Source organism: Chlorobaculum sp. 24CR (assembly GCF_004118635.1).
GTDB lineage: Bacteria > Bacteroidota > Chlorobiia > Chlorobiales > Chlorobiaceae > Chlorobaculum.
The window spans coordinates 22,513-29,493 of record NZ_SDGU01000042.1; the positions used below are offsets into that span (position 1 = coordinate 22,513).

A 6,981-nucleotide genomic window follows, 5' to 3' on the forward strand; every position below is an offset into this window, starting at 1 on the left:
GCCCCTACAATCGAGAATGACCATTTCGCAACGAACTGCCCTATTTCGCCGATTGGTTCATTGCCCATCCGGCGAGGTTTTTCACGAAGCCGACCGAGCCGCCGACGCCGAGCTTTTCCCAGGTCACCTTGAGGATTTTCGGGTAGCGCCACGCCAGCTTCAGCATCACCGTCATGAGTTCCTCGACCTTCATCTCGTCGCGGAACATCGCCTGCCGGTAGCGCGGCGGCAGCTCGTCGAGCACGATCATCACCTCGTTCATCATCTCGTTGACGAAGCCCGGATCGTCGGTCTCGGGGTCGTAACACATGTATTTCATGAGATTTGCCATCGAGGCCACGTTCGGCTCGTAGGCGCTGATTTTCGCCAGATCCGCCGAGCCGAGCCGACCGTCGCGCATCGCCCGGTCGAGGCCGGAGGTCATGCGGTCGATGTTGCGCACCACCGAGCCGAAGCCGCAGAAGGTGAGCGGCGAAGAGAGCGAGGCCGCGTCGCCGACGAGCGCGATGCGCTCGTCCGAAACTACCCGCGTGCACCCCGCGCCGTCATGGAAATAGGCTGGAATGATACCGTAAACCGGTCGGTGGATCGTAAAATCCGGCCCCGGCTTTTTGTACTCCGGCAGCTTGCGGAAGTACGCCTCGAAAAGTCCGAGCAGCGACTTGTCGTTCAGCGAATCGACCTTGTCGTAAAAGAAGAGGTAGGTGATGTACTCGTCGCCTTTGGCCGGAAATCCCTCCCAGATGAGCTGGCGTCCGCGCTTGCCGGAGCGTTCGGCGTCCTCGGTGCTGGCGAGGATTTCGCCCACCTCGAAATCGACCCCCTCGAAGCCGCTCGCGATAGTGCCCGCCGTCGGGCAAACGTGCGTTTGCGGGCGACCCCGGTTAAGCTGCATCGCCACCGGCGAAACGATGCCCATCGCATCGACGAGCACCTGCGTCCGGAAATAGCGCGGCTTGCCATCCGCCGCCTCGACCTGCACGACCAGATGATCCGGAAAGCGGTAGCAGGCGACGAAGCTCGTGCGCCCCAGCACCTTCGAGCCATCGGCGGAAAGCACCTTGTCGCGAGCCATGCCGAGCAGCTTGTCGGCATCGACGGCGCAGTCGAGCACCTCGTCCATGTAGAGCCGCTTGCGCCGCGCGGCGGGCGCATGGAACTCCACCCAGCCGGTTTTGTAGCGCCGCACGATGGCGGAGCCGAGCTCCGCCTCGCCGAACACCCCGGTGTCGGCGAGGCGCATCAACTCGCCCTCCGAGATGTTCCAGTCGCGCGTGGTGCGCCCCGGTTCGGCGCGGTCGATCAGGAGCACCGCGCGACCGTACTTCCTCGACATCACCGCCGCGTGCAACAGGCCGAGCGTGCCGCCCGCGTAGAGAATGTCGAACTCGCCTTCGATCTGTACGCCGGCAGGAAGACGCGAGCCGTCGCGGATCACGTCGGGCGCCGGAAGATCGAGGTGCTCCCAGTAGCGGTCGATGGCGAGGATCGAGAGCAAATGGCGCTCGCCGTCGGGCAGGGCGCTAAAGTTTTTATAAACAAGCGGATGGGTATTCCTGATCTGTTCGAGCATGGATCGTCTCCGTGTGGTTTCAGGCGGATGCTGCTTTGCCGTTTTGTGAATCGCTCTCGATTTTTCCATCGACCAGGTGAATGCGGCGGCCCGCACGGTTGGCGAACTCCTCGTCGTGGGTAACGACAATCACGGTCTGGTTCAGTTCGCGGTTCAGCCGGGCGAAAAGTTCATAGACGTTGTTGGCCGAGCGCGAATCGAGGTTGCCGGTCGGCTCGTCGCCGAGCAGCACCGTCGGCTCGTTGGCCAGCGCCCGCGCAATCGCCACGCGCTGCTGCTGGCCGCCGGAGAGCTGGCTCGGCTTGTTGGTGTATTTGTTGTCGAGGCCGACCATGTCGAGCAACTGCATCGCCCGCTCGCGAATCTCCTTTTTGCCGTATTTACGCCGAATCAGCATCGGCATCATCACATTATCGACCGCGCTGAACTCCGGCAAGAGGAAGTGGAACTGATAGATGAAGCCGATCTTCTGGTTGCGGATGATGGTCATCTCGGCCTCGTCGAGGCCGGTAATCTCCTGCCCGTCGAGCCACACCTTGCCGAAAGTCGGCTTGTCGAGGCCGCCCATGATGTAGAGCAAGGTCGATTTGCCCGATCCGGACGGCCCGGTGATCGCCACGAACTCCCCCTCGAAAATGTCGAGCGACAGGTTGGGAATGATCGTCTGACGCACATCCCGCGACAGTTCGAGCTCCCTGCGGACCCCTTCAAGCCTGAGAATCGATTCAGCCATCGACTTGGGTTTGGTTCATCGTTGCAAATCACGCTCCACTCCATCCAGATCGAAACCGGAAGTCTTCGAGCGCCTTGAAGTATAAGAAAAAAGCTCCGTTTATTACCCGGCAACAACTGCGCTGAACAAGAAGTCAGATCAGGAGCCTCCATTCCACCCGACAATCCATCGCGCCAGGACACTTTTGCCAATGTCAGGAAGAATTCGTTATTTCCCGTAAAACATACCGAAAACAGGCGCAACAACATATCCGTAGGTTTTCCAAAGCCATTGCAACACGCAAGACAAATATTCTTAGGATTAATCGCATTAATTCCTAAATTTATCAGGATTATTGACCAATACCACGAAAACAAAACGATTACGCGGACGACACAGAAATTCCGAAACCTGCGCTTTACGCTATAACAGAAATCACATAACGTTCTAAAATATTCACGAATGTACAGCCTCACTCCCGACAGCGAAATCGAGCGATATATCGAAGAAGACGCCCCTTACGGCGACTTGACCACCACCCTGCTCGGCATCGGCGCGGCGGCGGGCGAGATCGCCTTCACCACCCGCGAGCGAACGACGGTTTGCTGCACCGAGGAGGCCGGGCGGGTGCTCGCCAGGTGTGGCGCGGAGGTGCTCTCGGCGCTTCCGTCGGGCACGGTCGCCGCGCCGGGCACGGAAATTCTGAGAGCCGCAGGCCCGGCGGCGGCGCTGCACGCGGGCTGGAAGGTAGCGATGAACCTGCTCGAATACGCCTCCGGCATCTCGACGCGCACCGCCACCATCGTCGAACGCGCCCGCGCCGCCAATCCGGCCGTCAGCGTCGTGACAACGCGCAAATCCTTTCCCGGCACCAAAAAGATCGCCATCAAGGCGATCATGGCGGGCGGCGCCTTTCCCCACCGCCTCGGCCTTTCGGAGTCGATTCTCGTCTTCAGCCAGCACACGGCGTTTCTCGGCGGACTCGATCCTTTTCTCGAAAAGCTTCCCGATCTGAAAAAACTCGCGCCGGAGCAGAAGATTCTCGTCGAGGCGGACAGCGCCGAAGAGGCGCTGCGCATCGCGGCGGCGGGGGCGGACGTGGTGCAGGTGGACAAGATGCCCGTCGCCGAGCTTGCCGCGCTCTGCTCGGAGCTGCGCAGCCGCTTTCCCGGCGTGGCGGTATCGGCGGCGGGCGGCATCAACGGCGAGAACGCCGCCAGCTACGCCGCCACCGGCATCGACATCATCGTGCTCTCCTCGGTTTACTTCGGCAAACCGGCGGACATTGCAACCTCCATCACCCACACACCAAAATCGTGACACAACCATGAAAACCATGAAGCATTTCCTGCGCAGCATCGCCGCCGTGCTCACCCTCCTCGTGCTGACCTCCGTGCCAGCGCTCGCCGGACAGGTCAGCATCTCCGTGGCTGCGAGCCTCAAGGATGCGCTCAACGAGATAGTCGGCGTGTACGCGAAATCGCATCCCGGCGCGACCTTCCAGAAAAACTACGCCGCTTCGGGGGCGCTGGCCGGCCAGATCGAGCAGGGCGCACCGGCTGACCTCTTCATTTCAGCCAACGTCAAGTGGATGAACTACCTGAAAGAGAAGAACCTCGTCGATGCGCCGAGCATCCGCACCTTCGCCTTCAACGACCTGGTGTTCGCGGGCGCGACCTCGCAGAAAATCAAGAGCATGAACGACCTGACGCGGCTCGGCAAAATCGGCATCGGCAGCCCGAAAAGCGTGCCTGCCGGGGAGTACGCGATGCAGGCGATCGTGAAGTCGGGGCTTGAGCAGGCGCTCGCGGGCAAGCTCATCATGGCCAAGGATGTGCGCGAAAGCCTGATGTACGCCGAGCTTGGCGAGGTTGACGGCTCCGTCGTCTATCGCACCGACGCGCTCATGGCGAAGAAAGCCCGGATACTTTTCACCGTGCCCGCAACTCTTTATCCCGAAGTCGTCTATCCGGTTGCGCTGACCGTCGCTGGCGCGAAAAACGCCGACGCCAAAAGCTTCCATGCCTGGCTGAAGGGCAAAGAGGCCACGGCGATTCTGAAGAAATACGGCTTCACCGTGAAGTAACGAACCTCGACGCCCAGCCATGCACCTGACGCCCGAAGATTTCTCCGCCATCGCGCTGTCGATAAAGATCGCCATCACCGCCACCGTGATCTCGCTGCCGGTCGGCTTTGCCACGGCCTGGCTGATGGTGTTCAGCCATTTCCGCGGCAAGGTGCTGCTCGAAGTGCTCATCAACCTCCCGCTCACCCTGCCGCCGGTGGTGATCGGCTACTTCCTCTTGCTGATGCTGGGGCGCAACGGCTGGATCGGCGTGTTCCTGAAATCGTTCGGCATCGAGCTGGTCTTCACCTGGAAGGCCGCCGTCGTCGCCTCGGCGGCCGTGGGCTTCCCGCTGCTGGTGCGCTCGATCCGGCTCGGCATGGAGTCGATCGACCACCAGCTCCTCCAGGCCTCGCGCAGCCTCGGCGCGCCGTGGTACGACACGCTCGCGACGGTCATTCTGCCGCTCTCGCTGCGGGGCATGCTGGCCGGTTCGTCGCTCATGTTCGCCCGCAGCCTCGGCGAATTCGGCGCAACCATCATCGTGGCGGGCAACATTCCCGGCCTCACGCAAACCATCCCGCTCGCCATCTACGACTACGCCAGCTCGCCAACCGGTACGGCGATGGCCCTGTCGCTCTGCATCGTCTCCGTCGCGCTTTCGGTCTCCGTGCTCTTTTTGCACGAGGTAATCGGCAAACAACTCGAACACGGAGGAAAAGCGTGAAGCTCTGCATCGACATCGAAAAGAGGCAGGGCGACTTCTCGCTGGCGCTGAACACCGAATTTTCGGGAGAGCGCGTCGGCCTCTTCGGCGCGTCGGGCAGCGGAAAATCGACGCTGGTGCATCTGATTGCGGGACTGATAAAGCCTGATGCAGGCGAGATTTACCTCGACGACACCTGCCTGTTCAGCAGCCGGAACAGGATCGACCTTTCGCCCGAAAAGCGGCGCATCGCGCTTGTCTTTCAGCAGGCGACGCTCTTTCCGCATCTCGGCGTCAAGTCGAACCTGCTCTACGGCTACAAGCGCTGCCGCCCCGCCGAGCGGCGCATCAAGCCGGAAGCGATCATCGAGGTGCTCAACCTGGGGCATCTGGTCGGGCGCGGCGTGGGCAAGCTCTCCGGCGGCGAAAAGCAGCGCGTGGCGCTGGGCCGGGCGGTGCTGGCCAACCCGCGCCTCTTGGTGATGGACGAGCCGCTCTCGGCTCTCGACGACTCGCTCCGCTACCAGATCATCCCCTACCTGCGCAGCGTCAGTGCGGAGTTCGGCATCCCGTGCCTCTTCATTTCGCACTCGCTGATCGAAATGCAGCTCATGACCGAACGGGTGCTGGTCGTCCGCGACGGGCGGCTGGCGAGCATCTCGACGCCCGACGAGCTGGCCCGAACCGGCATGGCCACCAACCCGCGCGGCTACCTCAACCTCTTGCGCCTCGATGGCGCAACGCAAAAAGATGGCCTGTTCCTCTATCCGTGGGGCGAAAGCGACCTCATCATTTCGGAAGGCCGAATCGGCGAAGAGTCGCTTTTTGAACTCTCCTCGCGCGACATCATCCTCTTCAAAAGCCACCCCGAAGCGATCAGCGCCCGCAACCTCCTCGAATGCCGGGTAGCCGAACTCTTCGACTCGGACGGCCGCAAAGGCATTGTGCTCGAATCAGGCGGCAAAACGCTCGTCGCCGAAATCGTCCGCCCCGCCGCCGAAGAACTCGGCATCGCCACCGGCGCGACGGTTTTCGCCGCGATAAAAGCCTCGGCGTTTAGGAGGTTGGGGTGAGGGGGAAAGGAATGTCACAAAGCAGGAGCGCTGTCACATGGCCAAATGAGACTGACATTACATCAAAAAAGCTTTACGTAATTCTCATGCAAAAGCTCTGATACTCAAACTCGCTATGCGACAATAACTAAAGATATTGCAACTACTGAAGAACCTGCTGAAACAAAAATCTTTTCGACTAACACTGAAAAAACATTAGATTTATAGAAATTAATTTGTAAAAATCAACTCTAGCATGGAAAGTAACTTCTCAAACCGAATACAGGATGTGATCCGAATGAGCCGGGAAGAAGCCCTGAGACTTGGCAAGGATTATATCGGTACAGAACATCTGATGCTTGGAGTTATAAAAGCAGGGCAAGGCGTTGCTATTCGCATCTTACAAAATCTTAACGTTGACTTGTTCCTGTTAAAAAAGAACTTGGAAGAAAGCACTGAACCTGGAGCCTCTATAACCCAAGCGGGCAATATACCGCTTACAAAACAGGCTGAAAAGGTTCTTAAAATAACCTATCTTGAAGCTAAGATCACTAAGTCTGCGATAATCGGCACAGAGCACCTTTTGCTTTCAATCCTAAAGGAAGAAGATAATGTAGCCGCCCAGGTACTCGAAAAAATCGGAATAACATATGACATCGCCAGAGATGCATTCGATGAAATAATCGTCAATCAAATAAAGACAGAAAACAAACAAACAAAAAAGTCATCCCATCCCATAACAACGACTGAAGAGCAAAAAATTGATATATGGATAGACACTGCTGTCCGGTTATAAGTCAAATAAATTCAACTGGTTACAGAGATTGACTTCTTGAGCCGTGCGAGAGGAATTCGTAACTAATTGTAAAATAT

6 protein-coding genes and 1 pseudogene are annotated in these 6,981 nt (G+C 58.8%); 5 read left to right on the forward strand and 2 right to left on the reverse strand.

Annotation, left to right across the window (positions count from 1 at the left end; translation table 11 throughout):
• Positions 1 to 40: 40 nt before the first annotated feature.
• Both EST62_RS08955 and EST62_RS08960 read right to left on the reverse strand, forming a co-directional pair.
• Positions 41 to 1,573 carry a hypothetical protein gene (locus tag EST62_RS08955; RefSeq protein ID WP_129051753.1) on the reverse strand — a complete coding sequence of 511 codons (1,533 nt, stop codon included), beginning with the start codon at positions 1,571 to 1,573 and terminating at the stop codon, positions 41 to 43.
• Between the two features lie 19 nt (positions 1,574 to 1,592).
• Positions 1,593 to 2,306, reverse strand: a complete 714-nt coding sequence (locus tag EST62_RS08960) for an ABC transporter ATP-binding protein (RefSeq protein ID WP_129051754.1) — start codon at positions 2,304 to 2,306, stop codon at positions 1,593 to 1,595.
• Between the two features lie 441 nt (positions 2,307 to 2,747).
• Here EST62_RS08960 and modD point away from each other — a divergent pair, with 441 nt between their 5' ends.
• From modD to EST62_RS08990, 5 genes and pseudogenes are all read left to right on the forward strand, one after another.
• Positions 2,748 to 3,605, forward strand: a complete 858-nt coding sequence (gene modD, locus EST62_RS08970; RefSeq protein ID WP_129051755.1) for a ModD protein — start codon at positions 2,748 to 2,750, stop codon at positions 3,603 to 3,605.
• Positions 3,606 to 3,621: 16 nt separating this feature from the next.
• Positions 3,622 to 4,371, forward strand: a complete 750-nt coding sequence (modA, locus tag EST62_RS08975) for a molybdate ABC transporter substrate-binding protein (protein WP_129051762.1) — start codon at positions 3,622 to 3,624, stop codon at positions 4,369 to 4,371.
• A gap of 19 nt (positions 4,372 to 4,390) precedes the next feature.
• On the forward strand, positions 4,391 to 5,077 hold the full coding sequence (modB, locus tag EST62_RS08980) for a molybdate ABC transporter permease subunit (protein WP_129051756.1): 687 nt from the start codon (positions 4,391 to 4,393) through the stop codon (positions 5,075 to 5,077).
• Positions 5,074 to 6,129, forward strand: a complete 1,056-nt coding sequence (gene modC / locus EST62_RS08985; RefSeq protein WP_129051757.1) for a molybdenum ABC transporter ATP-binding protein — start codon at positions 5,074 to 5,076, stop codon at positions 6,127 to 6,129. The genes modB and modC overlap by 4 nt, the downstream gene beginning before the upstream one ends.
• Positions 6,130 to 6,364: 235 nt before the next feature.
• A pseudogene (locus EST62_RS08990) lies at positions 6,365 to 6,790 on the forward strand (Clp protease N-terminal domain-containing protein); the annotation flags it as partial.
• Between the last annotated feature and the right edge of the window lie 191 nt (positions 6,791 to 6,981).